This is a genomic window from Flavobacterium helocola, assembly GCF_038289885.1.
GTDB lineage: Bacteria > Bacteroidota > Bacteroidia > Flavobacteriales > Flavobacteriaceae > Flavobacterium > Flavobacterium cheniae.
Window position 1 is genome coordinate 1,006,857 of record NZ_JBBYHT010000001.1, and the last position, 23,374, is coordinate 1,030,230.

Annotated in this window: 18 protein-coding genes; 15 read left to right on the top strand and 3 right to left on the bottom strand. The window is 32.7% G+C overall.

Translation table 11 applies throughout. The annotated features are described in order from the left end of the window. Positions 1 to 8 precede the first annotated feature (8 nt). A complete protein-coding gene (locus AAEO58_RS04560; RefSeq protein WP_324068210.1) occupies positions 9 to 623 on the bottom strand; it encodes a deoxynucleoside kinase in 615 nt (204 codons plus the stop codon). Further along, positions 623 to 1,420 carry a hypothetical protein gene (locus tag AAEO58_RS04565; protein ID WP_341682247.1) on the bottom strand — a complete coding sequence of 266 codons (798 nt, stop codon included), beginning with the start codon at positions 1,418 to 1,420 and terminating at the stop codon, positions 623 to 625. The genes AAEO58_RS04560 and AAEO58_RS04565 overlap by 1 nt, the downstream gene beginning before the upstream one ends. A 120-nt stretch (positions 1,421 to 1,540) precedes the next feature. On the opposite strand from AAEO58_RS04565, the gene AAEO58_RS04570 reads away from it, so the two are divergent. Both AAEO58_RS04570 and AAEO58_RS04575 read left to right on the top strand, forming a co-directional pair. After that, complete coding sequence (locus tag AAEO58_RS04570) at positions 1,541 to 2,437, top strand: GLPGLI family protein (RefSeq protein ID WP_341682249.1); 897 nt, start codon at positions 1,541 to 1,543, stop codon at positions 2,435 to 2,437. Between the two features lie 25 nt (positions 2,438 to 2,462). Beyond that, on the top strand, positions 2,463 to 5,213 hold the full coding sequence (locus AAEO58_RS04575) for a carboxypeptidase-like regulatory domain-containing protein (RefSeq protein ID WP_341682251.1): 2,751 nt from the start codon (positions 2,463 to 2,465) through the stop codon (positions 5,211 to 5,213). A 75-nt stretch (positions 5,214 to 5,288) separates the two neighbouring features. Here AAEO58_RS04575 and metK read toward each other — a convergent pair whose 3' ends face one another. Further along, complete coding sequence (gene metK, locus AAEO58_RS04580) at positions 5,289 to 6,539, bottom strand: methionine adenosyltransferase (RefSeq protein ID WP_341682252.1); 1,251 nt, start codon at positions 6,537 to 6,539, stop codon at positions 5,289 to 5,291. Between the two features lie 515 nt (positions 6,540 to 7,054). Between metK and AAEO58_RS04585 the strand changes: the two genes are divergently transcribed. From AAEO58_RS04585 to thrA, 13 genes are all read left to right on the top strand, one after another. Beyond that, on the top strand, positions 7,055 to 7,750 hold the full coding sequence (locus AAEO58_RS04585) for a phosphoadenylyl-sulfate reductase (protein ID WP_341682254.1): 696 nt from the start codon (positions 7,055 to 7,057) through the stop codon (positions 7,748 to 7,750). Between the two features lie 24 nt (positions 7,751 to 7,774). Next, positions 7,775 to 8,680 carry a sulfate adenylyltransferase subunit CysD gene (gene cysD / locus AAEO58_RS04590; RefSeq protein ID WP_264368919.1) on the top strand — a complete coding sequence of 302 codons (906 nt, stop codon included), beginning with the start codon at positions 7,775 to 7,777 and terminating at the stop codon, positions 8,678 to 8,680. An 18-nt stretch (positions 8,681 to 8,698) separates the two neighbouring features. Next, entirely contained in the window at positions 8,699 to 9,937 is a 1,239-nt protein-coding gene (locus AAEO58_RS04595) for a sulfate adenylyltransferase subunit 1 (RefSeq protein ID WP_341682258.1), read from the top strand. Between the two features lie 7 nt (positions 9,938 to 9,944). Beyond that, on the top strand, positions 9,945 to 10,772 hold the full coding sequence (gene epsC / locus AAEO58_RS04600; RefSeq protein ID WP_341682259.1) for a serine O-acetyltransferase EpsC: 828 nt from the start codon (positions 9,945 to 9,947) through the stop codon (positions 10,770 to 10,772). A 20-nt stretch (positions 10,773 to 10,792) separates the two neighbouring features. Continuing rightward, a complete protein-coding gene (gene cysK, locus AAEO58_RS04605) occupies positions 10,793 to 11,704 on the top strand; it encodes a cysteine synthase A (protein ID WP_341682260.1) in 912 nt (303 codons plus the stop codon). An 81-nt stretch (positions 11,705 to 11,785) separates the two neighbouring features. Further along, entirely contained in the window at positions 11,786 to 12,604 is an 819-nt protein-coding gene (cobA, locus tag AAEO58_RS04610; protein ID WP_341682261.1) for a uroporphyrinogen-III C-methyltransferase, read from the top strand. After that, positions 12,594 to 14,255 carry a diflavin oxidoreductase gene (locus AAEO58_RS04615; protein ID WP_341682263.1) on the top strand — a complete coding sequence of 554 codons (1,662 nt, stop codon included), beginning with the start codon at positions 12,594 to 12,596 and terminating at the stop codon, positions 14,253 to 14,255. Before cobA ends, AAEO58_RS04615 begins: the two co-directional genes overlap by 11 nt. Before the next feature lie 69 nt (positions 14,256 to 14,324). Then, the gene (locus AAEO58_RS04620) at positions 14,325 to 15,971 is read left to right on the top strand and encodes an NADPH-dependent assimilatory sulfite reductase hemoprotein subunit (protein ID WP_341682265.1); all 1,647 of its coding nucleotides are present in this window, start codon (positions 14,325 to 14,327) and stop codon (positions 15,969 to 15,971) included. Beyond that, positions 15,925 to 16,701 (top strand): DUF2490 domain-containing protein, encoded by a 777-nt coding sequence (locus AAEO58_RS04625; protein WP_341682266.1) that lies wholly within the window; start codon positions 15,925 to 15,927, stop codon positions 16,699 to 16,701. The genes AAEO58_RS04620 and AAEO58_RS04625 overlap by 47 nt, the downstream gene beginning before the upstream one ends. A gap of 12 nt (positions 16,702 to 16,713) precedes the next feature. Next, positions 16,714 to 18,156 carry a TSUP family transporter gene (locus AAEO58_RS04630; RefSeq protein WP_341682268.1) on the top strand — a complete coding sequence of 481 codons (1,443 nt, stop codon included), beginning with the start codon at positions 16,714 to 16,716 and terminating at the stop codon, positions 18,154 to 18,156. Positions 18,157 to 18,578: 422 nt separating this feature from the next. Beyond that, positions 18,579 to 19,871, top strand: a complete 1,293-nt coding sequence (locus AAEO58_RS04635) for an O-acetylhomoserine aminocarboxypropyltransferase/cysteine synthase family protein (protein ID WP_133610384.1) — start codon at positions 18,579 to 18,581, stop codon at positions 19,869 to 19,871. A 64-nt stretch (positions 19,872 to 19,935) separates the two neighbouring features. Further along, entirely contained in the window at positions 19,936 to 20,901 is a 966-nt protein-coding gene (locus AAEO58_RS04640) for an alpha/beta fold hydrolase (protein ID WP_341682270.1), read from the top strand. 7 nt (positions 20,902 to 20,908) lie between these two features. After that, a complete protein-coding gene (thrA, locus tag AAEO58_RS04645) occupies positions 20,909 to 23,323 on the top strand; it encodes a bifunctional aspartate kinase/homoserine dehydrogenase I (RefSeq protein ID WP_341682272.1) in 2,415 nt (804 codons plus the stop codon). The last annotated feature ends 51 nt before the right edge of the window (positions 23,324 to 23,374 follow it).

The window sequence follows — 23,374 nt, forward strand, 5'->3', positions numbered from 1 at the left end:
AATTATTACTAAAATAATCCGTTTAATTCGGCATCAATTCTATTAATGATGGTTCCTAAATCTTCTGGATTGTTAACAAAATCAATATTATCTACATCAATAATGACTAATTTACCTTTATCATACGTTTGAATCCAAGCTTCGTATCTTTCGTTTAGACGACTTAAATAATCAATCGAAATCGAGTTTTCGTAATCTCTTCCTCTTTTGTGAATTTGGCTTACTAAATTTGGAATCGAACTTCTTAAATAAATCAATAAGTCTGGCGAACCTACTAAACTTTCCATCAATTCGAAAAGTGAAGTGTAATTATTAAAATCTCTATTTGACATTAATCCCATTGCATGAAGATTAGGTGCAAAAATATGTGCATCTTCATAAATGGTTCGGTCTTGAATAATGTTTTTACCACTTTCACGAATTTGCAATACTTGACGAAAACGACTGTTTAAGAAATAAATTTGAAGGTTAAAACTCCAACGCTCCATTTGGTGGTAAAAATCATCCAAATACGGATTGTCCACCACATCTTCAAAGTGTGGCTCCCATTTAAAATGTTTGGCTAATAATCGAGTTAACGTTGTTTTTCCTGCTCCAATATTTCCTGCTACTGCTATGTGCATTATGGTAAAATTATTTTGTAATTAGTAATTTCATTTTGGGTAAAAATAGACAAAATTCCATCTCTAAAGAAAAATTTTGAAATGATTTTTTCATCAATTGCTATTTTACTGCTACTCTTAGAAGTTAAGTCGTAATAATACAATTGATGTTCTATTTGATAAATTAAATTGTTGCTTTTTGTTAGTTGAATAGCTTCAAATTTTGGAAGAATTACTAATTTTTCAATAGTTCCATAAATAGAAATGCGATATAAACTCAAATTAATATCGGTCCAATAAAAATGCGTGTAATCGGATTCATAGTGTAATATCGGATTTTCAAGCATCGTAGAAATCCATTTAAAAGTATCTGTATTTACGTTGTATAAACCAATTTTTGATGAAATACTGTCGTAAATCCAAATTTGGTTTTGGGAAGACAATGCAACAGCTTCTAAAGTGACCGGAGTTGATTTTAAGTTGAAATCTATTTTTTTGATTTCGTTTAATTGATTGTCTAAAAGGACTACAGTGTTGAAATTTTTATAAAAAACAACAATTTGAAGCGGATTTTGAAAGTCTACTCTTGTGATTTTCCCTAAACTTAGATTGTTATATTGATAGATTGTGCTATCACTATTTTTTGATAGAATATTGTTTTTTAAACTATAAATACTTTTTTGATTGTCAAATCCTAAAAAAATATCGCATGTTAATTTCGTATCACTTTGTTTAACAGCAGAAATAATTTCTTGACTTTGTAAAGAAAAGCACAAGAAGTTTATAATTAAAATAAATAGTATTTTTTTTACCGTCATTGTTAAACGAATTTTGAAAATCAGGGTCTAAGATACTACTTTAACACAAAAATAGCAGTTAAATTGTGTAACAAATCGATGTAATAGTAGTCTTGTAGTTAACTCAAATAAACTTTAATCATGAAAAAAATATTTTTTGTTTCAATTTTGATGGTTTCTGGATTTATAAATGCACAAAATTTCCAAGGAATGGCGGTTTATGAATCTAAAACAAGTACTTCAGATATGACTTCTAATTTTAGAGGAAATAGAGAAATTACGCCAGAAATGCAAAAACAAATCGAAGAACGTATGAAAGCAATGTTTGAAAAAACATTTGTATTGACTTTTGATAAAAATGCTTCCACTTATGTTGAGGAAGAAAAAATTGAAGCGGCTGGCCAACAAGGTGGTTTTAGAATGATGTCTTCTATGATGGGAGGCGGAGGAACACATTATAAGAATGTGAAGGAGAAAATATTTAGTGTTGATAAGGAATTTGCTGGAAAAGAGTTCTTAGTTCAAGATTCTTTACCAAAGTTAGATTGGAAACTTTCCGGAGAGACAAAGCAAATTGGTAATTACATGTGTTTCAAGGCAACTGCTGTGCGACCTGTAAGTCAGTCTGATTTTAGAAATTTCCGAAGAAAAAAAGAAGATGAAAAGAAAGAAGAAGTAAAACAAGAAGAAACTAAAACTGAAGAAAAGAAACAAGATCGTAATACCAATTTTATGGACCAATGGGAAGTTCCTAAAGAAATTGTGGTAACGGCATGGTATACACCAGATATTCCTATTAATCAAGGGCCAGAAAATTATTGGGGTTTACCAGGTTTGATTTTAGAGGTAAGTGATGGGAAAACGGTAATTTTATGTTCTAAAATTGTGATTAATCCTAAAGAGAAAAAAGAAATCAAAGCGCCAAAAAAAGGAAAATTAGTTACACAATCTGAGTACGACAAAATTGTAGCTGAGAAAATGGAAGAATGGAGAGAAATGGGACGTCAAGGTGGAGGAAATTTCAGAATGGGTCGTTAATTGGCATTAATTTTAGATAAATAAAATGATAAAAAAATTAATTTTTGTATTGTCGATTTTGACATTTAGCTTTGGTTATTCTCAAAACATTAAAATAGAAGGAATTGTTCAAGATACACTAGGAAATCCGTTAGAAATGGCTAACATTATGGTGGTAAACCAAGCTACAAAAGCCATGGATGGTTATGCGATTTCAAATGAACAAGGGAAATTTCAAATTAGTATCAAATCAAATACTACCTATCAATTAAAAGTTAGTTTTATAGGTTTTCAAGCTTTTAATCAAGAATTTACAACGACTACTGAAAATATTCGAAAAGTAATTACTTTAAAAGAAGGAGGAGTGCTTTTAAATGATGTAGAAATCGTTCAGGAAATGCCAGTTTCAATAAGTGGTGATACTATAATTTATAATGCTGATTCATTTAAAACCGGAACCGAAAGAAAACTGGAAGATGTATTAAAAAAACTGCCAGGAGTTCAAGTAAATGAAGATGGTGAAATTGAAGTTGAAGGGAGAAAAGTAACCCAATTATTAGTGGAAGGTAAGAAGTTTTTTGAAGGCGATACTAAAATTGGTTCAAAAAACATTCCGTCAGATGCTGTTGATAAAGTGCAAGTGTTGAGAAATTTCAATGAAGTTTCTCAATTAAAAGGTTTGGAAAACAATGAAGAAAATATTGCATTAAATATCAAGCTAAAGAAAGGTAAAGACAAGTTTTGGTTCGGTGATATTTTAGTTGGTGGCGGACCAGATGAACGTTACGTAATCAATCCGAAAATATTTTATTACAGCCCAAAAACTACTGCTAATGTAATTTCAAATTTCAATAATATTGGAGAAGTTCCTTTTTCTATTCGCGATTTCTTTCGTTTGACTGGTGGAGCAAGAAATACAATTGCTAGAAGTGGAACAAACATCGGAATTTCGAATAATAACTTAGGTATATCAACCACTCAAAATGATAGAGCTTTAGAACTTGATACAAAGTTTGGCGCTTTAAATTTAACCCAGCAAGTTACAGATAAATGGAATCTTAGTGGATTTGGAGTGATTTCTTCTAACAAAACTCTAACGAATACTAAATCTAATTTTGGAATTTTTCAACCTAATTCATCAGAGTTGCAAACCATTGAAGATCGTTCTGATGTATCTAGTTTAAGAGATAATTTGGTGGTTTTTAAATTAGGTTCGAAATACAAAAAAAGTGCAGATTTTCAATTAGATTATGATGCAACATTTCGTCGTTCAAGTCAATCGGAAGATAATATAGTAAATTCACAATCTACTATCTTTTCTAATTCAGGAAATGTTGATAGAACAAATAATATTATTTCTTTTAAAGATCAAGATCCAGTTTCTTTTCAACAAAGTTTAAATATGTTTTGGACAAAAAACGAGAAAAACACATTTGTTTTAGAAGTCCAACATTTATATCAAGATGAGGATCCGTTTTACAATCCTAGCTTACTTGAAGATCCATTCCCAGGAATCGGATTTCAATCAGGTCAAAGTCGTTATGATATTCGCCAAGAGCGTTTTGTAAAAACAAATAAAGTTGATGCCAAAGCAGATTATTATTATACCATCAATAATAAAAGTATTTTAAATATTACTTTAGGAAATACAAATTCATATCAAGGTTATAATTCGTCAATTTTCCAATTGTTAGATAATGGTTCACTTTTTCAATTACCTGATAATGGGGATTTAATTTTTGATAACGATGTGAAGTATAGTTTTAATGATGCTTATTTAGGAATGCATTATAAATTTATTATTGGTAAAAATTTTACTTTTAATCCAGGTGTGAATTTTCACCAATTTAATATTTACAATGATCAATTGAACTCAAGAGTTCGAGATGATTTCTTCAGAGTTTTGCCAGATGTATTTGCGCAATGGGATATCAAGAAATCAGAGTCGTTGACATATAATTACAGAATGAGTAACTTTTTTAACGATGTTAATACATTGGTTGACGGTTTTACTTTAAATAATTTCAACTCCTTAAGTTCGGGTAATCGTTTCATTGATAATGCATTGCAACAAAATCATAATTTACGTTACTCAAAATATAATTTGTTTAATTACACAACGATTTTTGCATTTTTGAATTATACATCGACTAAAGATCCTGTGGTTAATCGTTCATTTTTCAACGGAATTAGCCAAATTAGCGATAGAGTAAATGCTAATTTTACAAATGAATCGGTTTCAGGAACTTTTTCGTACCAACGTTCATTTAAAAAATTCTATAAAGCAAGCGCTGTAACTAATATTACTTGGTCGAAAAACAATCAGTTATTTGTTAATCCAGCAGATCCAACAAATCCGGCAGTTGATTTTTCTAGAAGTATCGAAAACTGGAATCAATTTTACCGTGTGAGTTTAGGAACTCAATTTCAAAAATTGCCTAATTTAGAAGCGGCTTACGGAATTAATGTTAATGAAAATCCAGGTGCAGTTTTTACAACGCATAGTCCATCAGTAACTTTAGATTATAGAATTATTGAAGGTTTAGCGTTGACATCAACTTATACTTATAATGATTTCAGATCGAGAGATGGAAACATTAATAATACTTTTGATTTGTTAACGGCAAGTATTAACTACAGAAAAAAAGATTCGAAATTAGAATATAGAATTAGCGGAACAAACTTGTTAAATACAAAATCGATAAACAGAGATAGTTTTAATGTAGTAAGTTTTAATTCTTCTCAATATTTTGTTCAGCCGAGATACATCATATTTTCACTACAATATAGTTTGTAGTAATTTTGATATTTTTTTTACAAAAAGAAAGGCTTCAGATAATCTCTGAAGCCTTTTTTATTATTTGTTACTCGCTTATAATTTAAAAGCTGCTTTTACTTTGTCTACGAAATCTAATTTTTCCCAAGTAAATAACTCAACAGAAACAGTTTTTGTTAAGCCTCCTGGAGCAGAAAACGTTTTGGTTACAGTTTCTGGGGTTCTTCCCATATGTCCGTAAGCAGCTGTTTCGCTGTAGATTGGATTTCTTAATTTTAAACGCTGTTCAATAAAGTAAGGACGCATATCAAAAATGCTTTCTACTACTTTGCTGATTTCTCCATCAGTTAAGCTTACTTTTGCAGTTCCGTAAGTGTTTACGTTGATAGATGTTGGCTCAGCAACTCCAATCGCATAAGAAACTTGTACTAAAATTTCGTCAGCAACACCTGCAGCTACTAAATTTTTAGCAATATGACGTGTAGCATATGCAGCAGAACGGTCTACTTTAGATGGGTCTTTTCCAGAGAAAGCACCACCACCGTGAGCACCTTTTCCACCGTAAGTGTCTACAATAATTTTTCTACCTGTTAAGCCAGTATCTCCGTGAGGTCCTCCAATTACGAATTTTCCTGTTGGGTTAATGTGGTATTTGATAGCATCATTAAATAAATGAGCATATTGAGGATTTTTAGCGATTACTCTTGGAATCAAAATTTCAATTATGTCTTTTTTGATTTTCGCTAACATCGTTGGTTCATCAGCAAAATCATCGTGTTGAGTTGAAACTACAATAGCATCAATACGGACTGGTTTGTTATCATCAGAATATTCTAAAGTAACTTGAGATTTAGCGTCTGGACGTAAGTATGTGATTTCTTTGTTCTCTCTTCTTAAATCCGCTAAATCTTGTAATAGTTGATGAGACAATTTCAATGCTAACGGCATGAATTCAGCAGTTTCGTTTGTTGCGTAACCAAACATCATTCCTTGGTCACCTGCTCCTTGCTCTTCTTTACTTGCTCTGTCAACTCCTTGGTTAATATCGGCAGATTGTTCGTGAATTGCAGATAGAACACCACAAGAATTTGCTTCGAACATATATTCGCTTTTCGTATAACCAATTTTCTTGATTACATCTCTTGCGATAGTTTGTACATCTAAATAAGTGTTTGATTTTACTTCTCCAGCTAAAATTACCTGACCTGTTGTAACTAAAGTTTCACAAGCTACTTTTGACTCAGGGTCAAATGCTAAAAAGTTATCAATTAATGCGTCTGAAATTTGATCCGCAACTTTGTCAGGATGTCCTTCACTCACTGATTCTGACGTAAATAAATAAGCCATAATAAATTATTTTTTAAAATTTAGCGAGGAAAAATAATTGCAGAGATTGCGTAAAGGAGTAGTAATACTGCTTTAGCATTTTTTTAATGAGGTTGCAATCAGTTCAAATTTTTCCTCTTTGTTTTCGTTTGCAAATGTATGAAATGAAATTGAATTCCAAATAGTTGTTCACTTTTTTTTATAGTTTATTAATTGAAGAATTATGAAACCGTCTTTTTTATAGATTATTTTTCCATTAATAATTCATTTTTAATGAAAATAAATCCATTTTATTTAATTTAAACAACAAAATTTAGAAAAATAATCTATTTATTTTTTTATTGTAGAAAATAAATCTAATTTTGCCCTGTCAAATTAAAAGAAATAGAAAATGAACTTTACAATGTGCAATATGTGTATGATGATGTGGAATAATCCGCAGAGGAAACCTATTGCATAATTTTAAAAGTAAATTAATTCAATATAACCTCTGTCGAAAGCAGAGGTTTTTTTATGTCTAATCTCAAAATAAATTTATGAATACAAAGCTTATACAGTTTTTAGAAACCACTAATAATCTAGAGCTTGAACTTGATTTTTTAGCTAACAATTTTAATGAAAAGATAGTTTTTTCGACCAGTTTTGGGATAGAAGATCAAGTAATATCGCATGAAATTTTTTCTCAAAATTTAAACAATATAGAAGTATTTACATTAGACACGGGACGATTTTTTGCGGAAACCTATGCGGTTTGGGATAAAACATTACTTCAATATAATAAAAAAATAAAAGCCTATTATCCCAATACTGAAAAAGTAGAAAACTACGTAAATGAAAATGGAATTAATGCCTTTTATAATACTATAGAATTAAGAAAAGAGTGTTGTTTTATTAGAAAAGTAGCGCCGTTGGGAAGAGCTTTAAAAGGCGCTAAGATTTGGATCACAGGTTTACGTGCAGAACAATCGGAAAATAGAAATACTTTAAAAAAAATAGAATGGGATGAAGAAAGGCAGTTGTACAAATATAATCCATTACTCAATTGGTCAACAGAAGATGTGGTAACGTATTTAAAAAAATTTGGAGTTCCATACAACACGCTTCACGATGAAAACTTTGTAAGTATTGGTTGTGCTCCTTGTACCAGAGCGTTAAAACCAGGGGAAGATTTTAGAGCAGGACGTTGGTGGTGGGAAGATAAAACAAAAAAAGAATGCGGCTTACACAGATAAATTACTAACCGAAAAAGAAATAAAATGGCAATAACAAATCAATATTTAGAACAATTAGAAAACGAAGCGATTTATATCCTTAGAGAAACTGCAGCGCAATTTGAAAAACCAGCATTACTATTTTCCGGAGGTAAAGATTCCATTGTTTTGGTGCACTTAGCATTAAAAGCATTTCGACCAGGAAAATTTCCGTTTCCTTTAGTGCATATTGATACCGGACATAATTTTCCTGAAGCAATTGAATTTAGAGATTACTTAGCTAATAAAATTGGTGAAAAACTAATTGTTGCTTCGGTAGAAGATAGTATTAAAAAATACAATTTGCAAGAAACGGCAGGTCGTTTTCCATCGAGAAATGCATTACAAACCTATGCTCTTTTGGATGCCATTGAAGAAAATCAATTTGATGCATGTATTGGTGGTGCAAGAAGAGATGAAGAAAAAGCAAGAGCCAAAGAACGTATTTTTTCGGTTAGGGATGATTTTGGACAATGGGATCCAAAATTACAGCGCCCCGAATTATGGGATATTTTAAACGGAAAAGTGCAAAAAGGACATAATGTTCGGGTTTTTCCAATAAGTAATTGGACCGAATTAGATGTTTGGAATTACATTCAAAAATATAACATTGAATTACCAAGTCTATACTTTGCACATGATAGAGAATGTATTGTTCATCAAGATAAATTGGTAGCAACATCCAAATTTATTCAACCTTTAGAAGATGATGAGGTGGTGATTGAAAAAGTACGATACAGAACGGTTGGTGATATGACATGTACGGCAGCAGTTCCTTCTGAAGCAGCAACTATTCAAGACATTATTGATGATATTATTCAAACTAGAATAAGTGAAAGAGGACAAACTCGTTTAGATGATCAACTCTCAGAAGCAGCCATGGAAGACAGAAAAAAACAAGGATATTTTTAAACTTGAAACAAAAAACACATGAACACATTAAGATTTATAACAGCAGGAAATGTAGACGATGGCAAAAGTACTTTGATTGGGCGTCTTTTATATGATTCTGATAGTATTCATACGGATCAATTAGGGGTTTTACAAAAACAAACGAAACAAGAAGGTGTTGCTATCGATTTGTCATTAATTACCGATGGACTTCGTGCCGAACGTGAACAAGGGATTACAATTGACGTGGCTTACAAATACTTTTCTACTAAAAAGAGAAAATTCATTATAGCGGATGCTCCAGGACATGAACAATACACGAGAAATATGATTACGGGCGCTTCCAATTCTGATTTGATTATTATTCTTGTTGATGCCAGAAAAGGGATTACAGAACAAACCAAGCGACATGCAAGTATTGGCTCGTTAATGGGACTTAAGAAAGTAATTATTGCAGTGAATAAAATTGATTTACTAAACTACTCTGAAGCGGTTTTCAATCAAATTAAAGCTGATTTTGAAACTATTAAATCAAAATTAAATTATAACGAAATTAGCTATATACCAGTGAGTGCTTTGGTTGGGGATAATATCGTAACAAAATCTGAAAATACGTCTTGGTACCAAGGAAAAGCATTGTTAGAAACATTAGAAGATATAGAAGTTGAAACCACATTAAATCTAGAATCTCGTTTTCAGGTGCAATGGGTCATTCGTCCAAAAGATGAAGTAAATCACGATTATCGAGGTTATGCTGGTTTAGTTTTAAGCGGAAGTTACAAAGTAGGTGATGAGATAACCATTTTACCCGCAAGAATAACAACTAAAATTGTAAAAATCGAAAACAATTTAAAAACAATCGATGTAGCAAAAGCAGGAGATAACGTGGTGTTGCATTTTGAGAATAATATTGATGTCAGCCGAGGTGATACAATTGTACTATCAAATCAATTACCAACAGAAGCCAATCAAATTAATACTTGGATTTCTTGGTTAGATAATGCCCAACTTCAATTAGGGAAAACCTATTTGCTACAGCATCGATTTAAAAATGTAAGAGTAAAAATTCAATCGATTAATCAAAAATGGAATATTAATGAATGGCAATTCACACCAACAGAAGAAATCAAATTAAACGATATTGCTCAGATAACTTTAAAAACTAATCAACCCTTGTTTTTTGATGCTTTTGATAAAAATGCAAAATCTGGAAATGCTATTCTAATTGATGAAACCACATTTAATACGGTGGGCGCTTTAATGTTTTTAGAAAATTAAAAAGAATATGAATCAATCCAATTTCAATAGCGAACTGTTATTCCAAAGAAATTTAAAAGAAAAGCGAAACTTTCTTGATAAAACCAAAGCAGAAAATTGGTTGGAAAATCTATTTGCATGGTTGTTTTGCACTCAAGAAGAATGTTTGGACTATGATTCGTTTCAAGAAAAGGAATTGATTTTAAGAAATGAGTTACAAACATTGTTAAAGCAATCAGAAGTTGTTTCGGAAATAGATTTTACAAATAGATTTTTCGAGAGTTTAGTTGCAATTCATTCCGATTTGTTGTCCGATTTAGAAGCTATTTTAGATTTTGATCCAGCTGCAAAATCAAGAGCCGAAGTGCTTCTAGCTTATCCTGGTTTTTTTGCCATTTTCGTTTATCGAATTGCAAATAATTTATGGGTGCATAAAGTGAATATTTTGCCAAGAGTTCTTTCAGAATTGGCACATAGTAAAACAGGTATTGATATTCATCCTGGAGCTAATATAGGAAAGCGTTTCTTTATCGATCATGGTACTGGAATTGTAATTGGTGAGACAGCAAAAATAGGAAGCAATGTTAAAATTTATCAAGGTGTAACACTTGGAGCATTAAGTGTTAGTAAAAAGAAAGCAAAAGAAAAAAGACATCCTACGATTGAAGATGATGTAATAATTTATGCCAATGCCACAATTTTAGGAGGAAATACAACCATTGGAAAAGGAGCCATAATTGGCGGAAATGTATGGATAACCGAATCCATTCCTGCACAATCGCTAGTGTATCATAAAAGCGAAATCATCGTGAAAACAAAAATAGAGTACAACAACATTATCGATTTTAGTATTTAAAAAAAATAAAACTTAGTAAGATGAAAGTAAATAATATCTTAGAAACCATTGGAAATACGCCAGTTGTAAAAATAAATAAGCTTTTCGGAGCTAATAAAAATGTATTTATAAAATTAGAAAGAACGAATCCAGGAAACAGTATAAAAGATAGAATTGCATTAGCAATGATTGAAGATGCCGAAGCAAAAGGATTACTAAATTCAAACAGCGTGATTATTGAACCAACTTCTGGAAACACCGGAATTGGATTGGCGCTTGTAGCAGCTGTGAAAGGCTATAAAGTAATTTTAGTAATGCCAGAATCGATGAGTGTGGAACGTAGAAAATTAATGGAAATTTACGGTGCCGAATTTGATTTAACGCCAAGAGAAAAAGGTATGAAAGGAGCTATTGAAAGAGCCGCGGAATTAGTTTCTCAAACACCAAATGCATGGTCGCCTTCACAGTTTAAAAATCCAACAAATGTTGAAGTGCATCAAAAAACAACTGCTCAAGAAATTTTAGCTGATTTTCCAAATGGATTAGATTATATTATTACTGGTGTAGGAACTGGTGGACATATTTCTGGAGTAGCTGCAGTTGTTAAGGCTAAATTTCCAAATGTAAAAGTAATTGCAGTGGAGCCAGAATTATCACCGGTTTTGAGTGGAGGAAGTCCTTCACCACATCCGCTTCAAGGAATTGGCGCTGGTTTTATTCCCGAAAATTATCACGGAAATTTAATCGATGAGGTGATTCAAGTTTCAAAAGATGAAGCCTTCGAGTACACCAGAAATATTGCCAAACAAGAAGGAATTTTAGTAGGAATTTCCACAGGAGCATCTCTGGCAGCAGTAGCAAAAAAAGTAGCCTCATTACCTGATGATGCTGTAGTGTTAACCTTTAATTACGATACCGGAGAACGATATCTTTCCATAGAAGGATTGTTCTAAAAATCAGTAATTTATTGTAGAGATTTTACTCCGATTTATACGCGGAGCAGCCATTTCTATGCCTAATTTCAAAAAAATATAATGATACAAATAGCAAAAAAAGGAAAGGTGATTTTAGCAGGAGCAGGTCCTGGTGACCCCGATTTAATAAGTCTGAAAGCACTAAAATATTTGCAAACAGCAGATGTAGTTTTAACCGATAGATTGGTTTCGCCTGAATTAATTGAAGAGTATGCGCGTAAAGATGCTGAAGTAATTTATGTTGGCAAACAATGTTCAAAAGGAATTTGGACACCTCAAAAAGATATTAACGAACTTATTGTTGAGTTTGCATTGCAAGATAAACTAGTGTTAAGGTTAAAAGGAGGTGATGCTACTCTCTTTTCTAATGTATTAGATGAATTACATGCAGTGAAAAGCAATAATATTCCGTATGAAATTATCCCAGGAATTTCTGCTGCTTTTGGTGCAGCTTCTTATACAGGAATTCCATTAACGGCTAGAGAATATTCAAGAGGAGTACGTTTTTTAACCTTGTATGATTTAAACGCTGTGAATCAAAATCAATGGCAAGATTGGGCTACAACTGAAGATACTTTGGTCTTTTATATGAGCGGTCAACGATTAGATGTGCTGACAAAACAGCTTTTAAATTTCGGAATTGATACATCCAAAGGAATTGCTGTAGTGCAACAAGCAACAACTCCAAATCAAAAAACAAGTGTGTTTTCTTTTGAAGAAATACAAAGTAAATCTTTACCAGAATTCGAATATGTTCCCACTTTATTAATCATCGGTAAAGTAGTGAATTTGCATCCTGATTTTGCTTGGTTTACCGAGAAAAATTCATCTGAATCCTATTTCGATAATCATAAAAATATTTACCAAAATGCTATCTGAAACTAAACTATCACTATTACAACAATTGGTGCAAAGTGCATCAACAGAAGAAATTATTTGGACAAAAGGCTATTTAGCTGGGTTTTTAGATAAAAATCTGATTAAAAATGCGGTTCCAACTATTGAAAACCCAATTGCAGTTGCTGTAAAGCCATTAATTATTTATGGGACTGAAACAGGAAATTCTAAAAAAGTAGCTTCTAGTTTATTAGCGAATTTCAAAAAGAATAAAATTCAAGCTAAAGCGATTGATGTGTTCCAATTTGATATTAACAAACTTGAGAAAGAAACTCTTGTGTTGTTTGTGATGAGTACGCAAGGTGAAGGCGAATTTCCTCAGAATGCCGTTGCGTTTTATGAGAATTTAAAAGCTACAAATGCGAATTTAAGCAAAGTTTCTTTCGCTGTTTTAGGACTTGGAGATTCTTCTTATCCGCTATTTTGTAATGCAGGGGTTTTGTTAGATGAAGCTTTAACAGAAAAAGGAGCAAATCGTTTATTACCCTTGGTAAAAGCAGATGTTGATTTTGCTGAAACGGTTTCAATTTGGGAATCAGAATTACAAAAAGTGATTCAAAATTTTGGTTCAAATGTTACGAATGAAGTCAAACCAACAAGTTCAATAGTTGCTTCTGGTAAGAAAAATTATTTAGGAAAAATCAGTCATAAGATAGTATTGAATGATATAGGTTCTAACAAAGAAACCTTTCATATTGAAATTGAATCGGATGACGAAATTAGTTATGAACCTGGCGATGCTTTGGGAATTGTTCCGAAAAATAAAGAAGAAGAAATCAAAGCAATTGCAACGTATTTTAATGAAGAAAATTATTCAATTCTTGCGGATAAAAATATTCGAGGTTTGTCTAAAAAATCACTAGAAGCTTTTTCAAAGTTGTTTGAAATTGAAATCAATGAAGAGAAAGCTAATTTGTTAGATGTAATTCATAAATACCAACCTAAAAAAGTAAAATTAGAAGAAGTAATTGCTTTGCTTTTGCCAATTGCACCAAGATTGTATTCCATTTCTTCGTCTTCGGAAGCGCATGACGGACAAGTACATTTGACTGTAAATCTGAATAAATTTAAAGTAGATGAGGGAATAAAATCAGGTTTAGCATCAGAGTTTTTAGCCGATTTTCCTATAGATGAATCACTAGAATTCTACATTCATAAAAATCAAAATTTCCGACTGCCAAGTGAAGAAACGGATATTATTATGATTGGACCAGGAACTGGAATCGCACCTTTCAGAAGCTTCTTAGCAGAAAGAGATGTCACTGGCGCCGAAGGGAAAAACTGGTTGTTTTTTGGAGAACAACATTTTGTACTCGATTTTTATTATCAAACCGAAATTCAAGAATGGCTAACCACAGGTGTATTAACCAAATTGGATACCGCTTTTTCTCGTGACCAAGAACGTAAAATTTACGTGCAAGATAGAATTCGTGAAAAAGCAACAGAATTTAATTCTTGGTTAGAAAACGGAGCAAGCATTTACATCTGCGGTCAAAAAAATCCAATGAGTCAAGATGTGGAACAAGCTATTGTTGCCGTAATTGCTCAAGAGAGAAATATCTCAGAAGAACAAGCCAAACAAATTTTAGAAGACTTAGAAAATCAAGGAAAATATCAAAAAGACGTGTATTAAATAGCAATATGCTATAAGCTGTAAGCAATATGCCTAAAGCTTAATGCGTAATGCCTAAAGCAAAATAAAATGAGCGAAAAATTATCAGCAGTAGAATATATCAAGACCAAAAGCGATGGTCTTAGAGGAACTTTAAAAGAAAGTATCGATTTAGACAATCATACAGGAAATGTCCGACCAGACGACGAAACTTTAGTGAAGTTTCACGGTATGTACGTGCAAGACGACCGTGACCGAAGAGCAGAGAGAGCCGCCAAAAAACTAGATAAATTGTATTCATTTATGATTCGTTTAAGAATTCCAGGCGGAGTAATTTCAGCAGAACAATGGTTAGCCACTCATGAAATTTCGGAACAATTCGGAACGGGAACGTTGAAAATTACGACAAGGCAAACGGTCCAATTACACGGATTGTTAAAACATCAATTAAGACCAACGATTCAAGCTTTCAATACCGCAAAATTGGATTCAATTGCTGCTTGTGGCGATGTCAACAGAAATGTAATTGTGAGTTCGCATCCGCAAATTTCTCCAATACATCAACAGATTTACGAATATGCAGATAAAATCTCGACGTTATTATTGCCAAAAACGCAATCATATTATGAGGTTTTTATCGATGGTGAAAAAATTTATGAACGTTCTGCAGAAGCCGATCCTTTGTATGAAGATAGATATTTACCTCGAAAGTTTAAAATCGCAATCGCTATTCCGCCTAGCAATGATGTAGATGTTTTTGCAAATGATATTGGATTAATTGCTGTAATTGAAAATGATGTATTGAAAGGATTCAATATTGCAATTGGTGGAGGATTAGCTACAACACATGGAAATCCGAATACATATGCCCGCTTGGGAAGTATTATTGGGTTTACCGATACGGAAGAAAAAACACTGAAAGCGGTTTACGAGATTTTAACAGTACAACGAGATTTTGGTAACCGTGTGGATAGAAAATTGTCTCGACTAAAATACACTGTCGATAAATTAACGGCGGAGGGTTTCAAAAAAGAATTAGAGAGCAGAATCGGATTTGATTTGTTACCAGCGCAACCATTCAAATTTTCCGAAAGAAATGATCGTTTCGGTTGGGAACAAAATCATCAAGGTAAATGGTTTTATACATTGTTTGTAGAGCATGGAGTAGTGAAGTCTTGTCAAAAGCAATTCTTGTATGAATTAGCTCAATTAAAGATTTCGAACTTTATTTTTTCGGGTAATCAAAACTTAATTTTAGGAGAAATTAATGATGAAGATAAGTCAAAAGTTGAAGCTTTATTGGTTGCTCACGATATTGAAAAACAAGTAAGCGCACTTCGAAAAAGTTCGATGGCTTGTGTGGCTTTACCAACTTGTCCGTTAGCCTTAGCTGAAGCGCAACGCTATTTGCCAGAATTAGTGACTAAAATTGAACCTTTATTAGAAAAACATGGTTTAACTGAGGATGAAATTTCAATACGAATGACAGGTTGTCCAAACGGTTGTGGTCGTCCTTATGTAGCAGAGCTTGGATTTATAGGAACGGGACCAGGACAATATAATTTTATGTTGGGAGGCGATAGATATGGAGAAAGATTGAATTTTTTATACAAAGAAAAGCAAACAGAAACTCAAATTTTAGAAGAAGTAGATAGTTTGTTTTCAAATTATATAGCTAACAAAACAATTGATGAAACATTTGGAGATTTTGCTTTTAGAACCTTTTTTAAAGATTAAAAACCATTTAAAAGTAGCATTGGTTTTATCAGTGCTACTTTTTCAAAATAGTTATGGTCAGAAAAAGACACAACATCAAAAGTTAATTTGGTATGGCTATTACAATACTTTGCAATTGAATCCAAATTGGAGACTCCATTCAGAAATACAAGAGCGTCATTTTATTAATCCAGTGGCGCAACATCAATTGGTTTTTAGAGCTAATATCGAAAGGAGACTAGTAAATAATTGGTCGACATTACTAGGAATGACTTTGTTTTTACAAAGTCCACAAGATCCAAATTCGGCATCAAATTTAATGGTTCCAGAACTTCGGCCAAGTGTTGGTTTTGTAAATTTTGAACGTTTTGGTTTATTAAAAATGAACCACAAATATCAGTTGGAAGCCCGCTTTTTTCACAATCAAGTAAATGGAGAATTGACTTCGGGATATGCTTTTTCAAATTTCCGTTTCCGATATCAATTGGGTTTCGATTATCCATTGCTAAGAGTTGATGAATCAGATAAAATTATACTAAAAATAAAAGATGAAGTAATGTTAAACATTGGAAATCAAATAGTAAAAAACACCTTTGATCAAAACCGGATTTATTTGGGTTTAAATTATGTAGTTACTCCAAATTTAGCTTTTGAAGTGGGTTATATGAATTGGTTTCAGCAACAAAAAAGCGGAACGGATTATTATGATAGAAACATAATTCGATTTTCAATTTTTCACTTCATTTCTTAAACAGAACTAATTATGACGAATACACTTTTTCCTGTTTTTCTAAAAACCGAAACCGCTCATTTTCTAATTGTTGGTGGTGGAAATGTTGGTTTGGAAAAAACCGAAACGTTACTCAGACAAAATCCTGAAATTAGAATTACAGTTGTTGCTACCTATTTTCATCCAAAATTAGTTGAAATTGGTAGAGTTCATAATACTATTACTTTTTTTGAGCGTCCTTTTGTAGTACAAGATTTACATAATATTGATTTTGTTATCATCACAACTGATAAGCCAGAAGTAAATTTAGCTGTCCGTGATTTAGCCAAATCAAAAGGAATAAAAGTAAATGCGGCCGACCAACCGGCTTTATGTGATTTTTATTTGGGCTCGATTGTAAATAAAGGAAGTTTAAAAATAGCTATTTCACCCAACGGAAAATCGCCAGTTCTTGCAAAGCGAATGCGAGAATATTTTACAGAAGTAATTCCCGATAATATTGAGGATAGTTTAACGATTTTAAACGATTTTAGAAGCAAGCATAAAGGCGATTTTAGTCAAAAATTAGCCGATTTAAATAAGTTGACAGAAGGTTTTCAAAAAAGCAGAGAAACAAAGAAGTATAAACGTTTGGCCTTTACATTGGCGACTTCTTTTCTAATGTTTTTTATTGGGTATGGTTGTTCTACTTTAGTTTCACTTTCTGATATTCAAAATGGACTAAGTCAGGTGCCAAATGAGTTTTATTATATGCTTTTGATTGGTTTTGTTGCCCAATTAATCGACGGAGCAGTGGGTTTAGGTTATGGGGTTACTTGTGCTACGAGTATGATGATTTTAGGTATTAAATTGCCCGCCATAAGTGGAAGTATTCATACTGCAGAAATGTTTTCTAGTGCCATAAGTGGTTTCTCTCATTACAAATTTGGAAATGTAAACAAGAAATTACTTTTTTGGTTGGCTTCTTTTGGAGTAATTGGTGCGGTTTTAGGCGCTTTATTTTTAGTGTATTTAGGGAATGAATATGAAAAATTAGCCTACTTGATTTTATCTGCATATACTTTTGTTATTGGTATCCGATTAATCGTGATTGCTTTTAAAAAGTTTCAGTTCAAAAAGAAAATTAAATTTTTAGGTGCGTTAGGATTCACAGGAGGATTTATGGATGCTTTTGGAGGAGGAGGTTGGGGACCAATAGTCACATCAACATTATTGGCAAAAGGAAGAAAGTCTAAATATGTGGTAGGAACAGTTAGTTTGGCTGAGTTTTTTGTAACACTTGCTGCTTCAATAGTGTTTTTTACCTCTTTAGGAGTGAGTCATTGGTATATTGTTTTAGGGCTTATTCTAGGTGGGGTTATTGCCTCGCCAATTGCGGCAAAATTAGCAGGAAAATTGCCTCAGAAAGCAGCTTTGTTATTTGTATCTTTCTTAGTTATAGTGTTTAGTGTTAGGGTGTTTTTAAAAATTGTTTGAGATTTTGAAATAATTTAGATTTATAAACTTTTATTTTGTTCTCAATAAGATATTTTTTCTATAGTAATAGATTTAAATAACAAAATTTAGAAAAATAATCTATTTATTTTTTTATTGTAGAAAATAAATCTAATTTTGCCCTGTAAAACTTAAAGAAATAGAAAATGAACTTTACAATGTGCAATATGTGTATGATGATGTGGAACAATCCGCAGAGGAAACCTATTGCATAATTTTAAAAGTAAATTAATTCAATATAACCTCTGTCGAAAGCAGAGGTTTTTTATTTCTATAAATCAACAAAATAATGAAAATAGCAATTTACAATCCAAGACGATGTTGTCGAATGTGTAGCTGAATCAAACTCAGTAAAATCAAAAAAATACATTTAAAAAATACAATACATCAAAAATAAAAATATCATGAGCACAAATAAATTTGCAACAAACGCATTACACGCAGGACACGATACCACTAAAAACGCAGGAACAAGAGCCGTTCCAATTTACCAAACCACATCATACGTTTTCAATAACTCAGACCACGCTGCCAATCTTTTTGGTTTAGCCGAAGCTGGTTTTATTTATACAAGATTAAATAACCCAACAAACGATATCTTAGAACAACGTTTGGCCAAATTAGAAGGCGGAATTGGAGCTGTCGTAACTGCATCAGGAACTGCAGCCATCTCAACTGCTTTATTAACGTTGTTAAAAGCTGGCGACCACATCGTGGCTTCTAACAGTTTATACGGTGGAACGTACAATTTATTAAACGTGACTTTGCCTAGATTAGGCATCACAACGACCTTCGTAGATCCATCAAATCCTGAGAATTTCTTAAACGCAGCACAAGAAAATACCCGAGTATTCTTCGCGGAAAGTTTAGGAAATCCAAAATTAGATGTACTCGATTTAAAAGCCATTTCAAAAGCCGCACAAACTTACAAAGTGCCTTTTATTGTGGATAACACAGTGGCAACTCCCTTTTTGCTAAACCCGATTGAACACGGAGCAAACATCGTAATTCATTCGTTAACAAAATACATCGGTGGAAATGGAACTTCGCTTGGAGGTGTCATCATCGATGCAGGAAATTTCGATTGGAGCAACGGAAAATTTCCAGAATTCACAGAACCTTCAGCAGGTTATCACGGATTGAAATATTATGAAGTTTTAGGTGCTGCATCGTTCATTGCAAAAGTTAGAATCGAAGGTTTACGCGACTTAGGAGCTTCGTTAAGTCCATTTAATGCATTTCAAATTATTCAAGGATTAGAAACATTGGCTATCCGAATCAAAAAGCACAGTGAAAATGCTTTGGAATTAGCCAAATGGTTGCAAAAACGTTCAGAAGTAGCTTGGGTAAATTATCCAGGATTAATTTCTTCAAAATATTATGATTTAGCGCAACAATATTTACCAGAAGGACAAAGTGGTATCGTAACTTTTGGATTAAAAGGTGGTTATGAAGCAGCTAAAAAAGTAGCCGATGAGACTCAATTTTTCTCATTGTTAGCGAATATTGGTGATACGAAATCATTAATCATTCATCCAGCAAGTACAACGCACCAACAATTGTCAGAAGAGCAACAAATCACAACTGGAGTAACGAAAGATTTAATTCGTTTATCCGTTGGATTAGAAGATATTGAAGACTTGAAAGCTGATTTACAAAGTGTTTTCGAAAAATTGCCAGTTCAAAATTTAGTTTAGGTTTTTGTTTGTTTGAAGGCTGCCGATAGACCTACCTACAGGCAGCCTTTTTTTAAAAAGAAAGATGAGTAAAATTCAAAAAATAGTATTCCAAAATGTTCCATTGCAGAATGTAGTTATGCAAGCAAAAGTGATTTTGTCCTATCAACTGTTTGGGCAACCAGTTGGTTCTGCGCCTTTGGTAGTGGTGAATCATGCTTTAACTGGAAATTCGCAAGTAATTGGTGAAAACGGTTGGTGGCAATCGTTAATTGGTGATAATAAAATTATTGACACCAAAAAGTATGCGGTTTTAGCCTTCAATATTCCTGGAAACGGTTATCATGATGAAGAAAATTTAATTGAGAACTATCAAGATTTCACTACTTACGATGTGGCTAATTTATTTTGGAAAGGAATCGATTCGTTTAAAGTGAATCAAGTTTTTGCGGTAATTGGTGGAAGTTTAGGCGGAGCAATTGCGTGGGAAATGGCTGCAGTTCGACCAAAAGCGATTGCGAATTTAATTCCTGTAGCAACAAATTGGAAAGCTTCTGATTGGTTGATTGGAAATGTATTAATTCAAGATTTAATTCTGAATAATTCTAAAAATCCAATTCATGATGCCAGAATTCATGCTATGTTATTGTATCGAACACCTGAATCACTAGAAGAAAAATTTCACACCAAATTGCAAAATTCGGAAGGATTGTTTCAAGTGGAAAGTTGGTTGTTGCATCACGGAGAAAAATTGCAAAATCGATTTCAACTTTCGGCTTACAAACTCATGAATCATTTATTGAGAACTACGGATATTTTTAAAAACAACAGTAAATCGGAAGTCATAAAAAGCATCACATCGAATATTCATTTAATCAGTGTGGACACCGATTATTTTTTTACAGCAAACGAAATCAAAATAGCTTTTCAGGAATTCAAAAACTACAAAAACAATACATTTTATCACGAAATAAAATCCATACACGGACACGATGCTTTCTTGATAGAATTCGAACAATTAAACAACATACTTAAACCTATATTTAATTAGAAAACAAATGAAAATACTAAAATTTGGAGGAAAATCATTAGCAAACGGAGAAGGATTGCAAAAAGTAATTCAAACCATTGCTCAAAAATATTTCAATAACGAACCTATTGCAGTCGTAGTTTCGGCAAGAGGTAACGCTACAGATGAGTTAGTAATTTTACTAAAAAAAGCACAAGCCAACATCAATTTTCAAGCGGATTTTGAGCAATTCAAAAAATACCAATTGGAAGGTTTGAGAGAAAATATCTTCGTAGAAGAATTTTCGGTTTTACAGAAATTACTAGAAGGTGTCTCGCTTTTAGGAGATTACAGCGAAAAAATCAAAGACCAAGTCATCGCGTATGGCGAAATTCTATCCGCAAAATACGTGGCTTATGTTTTAAACGAAAACAGCATCAAAGCACAATTTACAGATTCACGTCAGTTAATAAAAACGGATACCAACTTTGGAAATGCGCAACCTATTGAAGCGATTTCTAAACAAAATGTACTAGAGTATTTTGTTAAGAACTCAGATAAAGTAAATATTGTGACAGGTTTTATCGGTTCAACGTTACACAACGAAACCACTACTTTAGGAAGAAACGGAAGTAATTATACCGCTTCCTTATTAGCAAATTATTTAAACGCAGAAGAATTTCAAAATTATACTCACGTTGACGGAATTTTTACCGCTAATCCCGATTTAGTAGCTGATGCAAAAAAAATTGAGCGATTGTCTTTCAATGAAGCGAATGAGTTGGCAAATTTTGGAGCTCAAATTTTACATGCCAAAACGATTATTCCTTTGGTTGAAAAAAATATTCCATTACGCATTTTAAACACTTTCAATCCTGAAAATGAAGGGACGTTAATCACTGCCGAGCAAACCAATGAAGGCATCAAATCGCTTTCAGTTTTAACCAATGTTTCGCTGATTAATTTAGAAGGAAGAGGTTTATTAGGAAAAACAGGGGTTGATGCAAGAATTTTCCGTGTGATGGCTGAAAACGATATTAGTGTTAGTATTATTTCGCAAGGTTCTTCGGAAAGAGGAATTGGTTTAGTCGTGAGTTCTGATAAGGCTTCGAAAGCTTTGGTTGGTTTGGAAAAAGAATTTGAAACCGATTTTTATACGAAAGATGTCAATAAAATTTCGGTAAACGATAACATTGCCGTGATTTCGATTATTGGGCAAGATTTAACGAATTTCCATAAACCTTACACGGCTTTAATCCGAAATAAAATCACACCAATTTTGTTGAATAATACCGTTACGGGAAGAAATATCAGTTTGGTTATTAGTCAAGATGAATTCAAACGTGCTTTAAATGTAATTCATGGCGAAATTTTTGGTGTAGCAAAAAAAATCAACATCGCCATTTTCGGTCACGGAACGGTTGGTGGAACTTTGATTTCCCAAATTTTAGAATCAGCAAAAAATATCGAAAAGCGAAAAGGGATTAAGTTGAATGTGTTTGCTATCGCGAATTCAAAGAAAGTGTTGTTGAATAAATTCGGAATCAGCGAAAATTGGAAAGCTACGTTAGAAGATAAAGGGCAAGATTATAAAGTAGACGATATTATCGCTTACGCGAAAGAACATCATTTAGAAAATTTAATCGCAATTGATAATACTGCAAGTGCGACTTTCATTGAAAATTATATTTCGCTAGCCGAAAATAGTTTCGATTTAATTTCGTCAAATAAAGTAGCGAATACCGTAAGTTTCGATTTTTATAAAACGTTGCGAAAAGTACTAAAAGAAAATCAAAAAGAATATTTATACGAAACGAATGTTGGTGCTGGATTACCATTGATTGATACGATTAAATTACTGCATTTGTCAGGTGAAAATATCACTAAGATTAAAGGTGTTTTCTCTGGAACATTGAGTTATTTGTTCAATAATTTTTCGATAGAAGACAAAAAATTCAGCGAAGTTTTAAAAGAAGCCATCGACAAAGGTTTCACTGAACCCGATCCAAGAGAAGATTTAAACGGAAACGACGTTGGACGAAAATTATTAATCTTAGCCCGCGAATTAGATCTACAAAACGAATTCGAAGAAATCCAAATTCAAAACCTAATTCCAGAACCTTTACGCGAAGGAACTGCAACTGATTTTCTAAAACGTTTATCAGAATTAGATGGAATTTACCAAAACATCAAAGACGCTCAAGGTCCAAATGAAGTGTTGCGTTACATCGGAGAATTATCAGGTGATTTGCAACAAGATAAAGGAAAATTAGAAGTGAAATTAATTTCCGTTCCAGCTAATTCAGCTTTAGGTTCTTTAAAAGGTTCTGATTCTATTTTCGAAATTTATACAGAATCTTATGGAGAACAACCTATCGTAATTCAGGGCGCTGGAGCAGGAGCATCAGTAACCGCTAGAGGTGTTTTTGGCGATATTTTACGCTTATCTGAAAAAAAATTATAAACTCAACCTGCAAGGTTTTCATAACCTTGTAGGTTTTTAAGCTTAAATGAA